We start from the raw sequence: 2,487 nt of genomic DNA, 5'->3' as shown, positions 1-2,487 counted from the left end.
TGTTGATTTGCGTTTAAAACTGACCCACCTTTTGCGTTGAATTTTGACCCACCCTTAATGGTTTATTTTACGGGTTTGGGTTGTGGATAAGCTGTCGTCTTTTTCTCCTTTTTCGGTGGGTTTGAACTTTCTTTGAAACGATAGCTGTCATTGCCGGTTTCAACAATATGACAGTGATGGGTGACTCGATCCAATAGCGCCGTTGTCATCTTTGCATCACCAAATACGTTCGACCATTCAGCAAAGCTGAGGTTGGTGGTGATGATCATGCTGGTGCGTTCGTACAACTTGCTCATCAAGTGGAACAACAATGCACCACCGGTTTGGCTGAAGGGTAAATAACCCATCTCATCCAGAATCACTAAATCGGTATGCATGAGTCGCGATGCAATTTGTCCTGCTTTGCCCTGCTGCTTTTCTTTCTCCAGTGCATTCACTAACTCAATCGTCGAGAAGAAGCGGACACGGCGATGCAACTGCTCAATCGCTTGAATGCCGATTGCACTGGCAAGATGGGTTTTGCCCGTTCCGGGGCCACCGACAAACACAACATTCTGTGCGTTATCCATAAAATCACCGGTACACAATTGCCGAATCAGCGCTTCATTGGCCATGCTGCTCATAAAATCAAAACCACTCAGATCACGATAGGCAGGGAATTTGGCTGTCTTGAGCTGATAAGCCACCGAGCGCACTTCACGCTCGGCCAGTTCGGCTTTGAGCAAATGATCAAGGATGTTAGTACTCGCTTGAAATGCTGGTGAATCCTGCTCCGCCAGATCATTCAGTGCATGTGCCATGCCGTAGAGTTTGAGTGACTTGAGTGCAGGGATCATGGGATTAGTGTGCATGCTGACCTCCATGTGTGCCGATGGTTTGCGCACGCAGCTTGTCGTAGCGATTGACGTTGGCGAGCGGTTCAATGCGTAGTGCTAATGAGGGTGGGACTTCAATCGGTGCGATAGGTGATCCTTCCAATAATCGACTCAAGATATTGATCACGATTTGTTTGGAGGGTGAGCCGGTCTCCAATGCGAGTTCAACCGCCGTGAGAACATCCTGCTCATCGTGTAGTAAAACCAGCGCGAGAATATCCACCATCTCCCGATCACCACCGGCGCGCTTTAACAAAATGGTTTGCAGTGATTGAAAGGCTTGAGGTAATTCTGCGAAAGGCGCACCGTTGCGAATCGCTCCGGGTTTGCGTTGCAACACCGAGAGGTAATGTCGCCAGTCATACACAGTCGTTACCTGCTCATGCTTGCGGTTAAACACGCGGGTATGCACTGCGATGATATTGCCTTCAGCAATCACCTCCAGGTGATCATGATAGATATGCAAGCTCACCGGTCGATTGGCGAATGACGACGGCACACTGTAGCGCGTGCGCTCGAAGGTGATTAAACACGTGGGTGAGATACGCTTGGCCTGTTCGACAAAACCATCAAAGGGCTGACCTACCGGCATCAGGACGGATCGCTCATGATCCAATGCCGCTTGAATGGTTAATACTTCCGTGGGATGAGTAGATTCACTCCAGAGTTGAACGCAGCGCTCACGCAGCCAGTCATTCAGCGCAATCAATGAGGGCTGTGCTGGCACCTGTTGCCAGAGCCTTCTTCGTGCGTCCTGCACGTTCTTCTCGACCTGACCTTTCTCCCAACCGGCGGCAGGATTGCAGAATTCTGCATCAAACAGGTAGTGGCTAACCATCGCGGCGAAACGCGCATTCACATCACGCTGCTTGCCACGTTTTACCTTATCGACAGCGGTCTTCATGTTGTCGTAAATACCGCGCTGCGGAATCCCACCCCACGCATTAAACGCATGGTGGTGAGCATCGAACAGCATCTCGTGGGTTTGCAGCAAATAAGCGCGAACAAAGAAGGCGCGGCTGTAACTCAATTTGAAGTGAGCGACTTGCAGCTTTACTCGTTCACCCGCAATTACCGCCCAGTCTTCGCTCCAATCAAATTGAAACGCCTCACCGGGTTTGAATTGCAATGGGATATAGGTGTGCTTGCTCGCACCTTTGCTCGATTCCAACTGCTGGCGGCGCCACTCGCGGGCAAAGACCGCCACACGATCATAGGAACCCTCAAACCCCAGCGCACGCAAATCGGCATGCATCTGTTTGAGTGAGCGGCGCTGCTTGCGCGAGGTGCGTGCGGCATCGACTAGCCACTGCCGTAACTTATCGGCAAAGGCATCAAGCTTACTGGGTGTCTGTCGCTTGGGGTAAACCGGTTCGCTGATCTCATCGCGCAGATAGCGGCGAACGGTATTGCGGGAAAATCCGGTACGTCGTGCAATCTCCCGCAGCGAGAGTTTGTCACGGAAATACCAACGTCTGATCTTGCTCAAAATGGCCACGTTAATCACTCCTATCTCCCGCTCAAAAAACAAGCAGGATAGTCGGTTTACGTGGGTCAATTTTCGACGCAAATATGGGGGTTTAGTGGGTCAGTTTTAAACGCAAAACAACAG

General features: G+C 50.9%; 2 protein-coding genes. Both read right to left on the bottom strand.

What is annotated here, in order from left to right; genetic code table 11:
• Positions 1 to 62: 62 nt before the first annotated feature.
• Positions 63 to 851, bottom strand: coding sequence for an IS21-like element helper ATPase IstB (gene istB / locus SPL68_RS18380; RefSeq protein ID WP_323816626.1), 789 nt, complete (start codon positions 849 to 851; stop codon positions 63 to 65).
• The gene (gene istA, locus SPL68_RS18375; protein ID WP_323816625.1) at positions 841 to 2,382 is read right to left on the bottom strand and encodes an IS21 family transposase; all 1,542 of its coding nucleotides are present in this window, start codon (positions 2,380 to 2,382) and stop codon (positions 841 to 843) included. The genes istB and istA overlap by 11 nt, the downstream gene beginning before the upstream one ends.
• Between the last annotated feature and the right edge of the window lie 105 nt (positions 2,383 to 2,487).

This window comes from Cellvibrio chitinivorans (genome assembly GCF_035117775.1).
GTDB lineage: Bacteria > Pseudomonadota > Gammaproteobacteria > Pseudomonadales > Cellvibrionaceae > Cellvibrio > Cellvibrio chitinivorans.
This window is presented reverse-complemented; position numbering and strand designations above follow the sequence as displayed.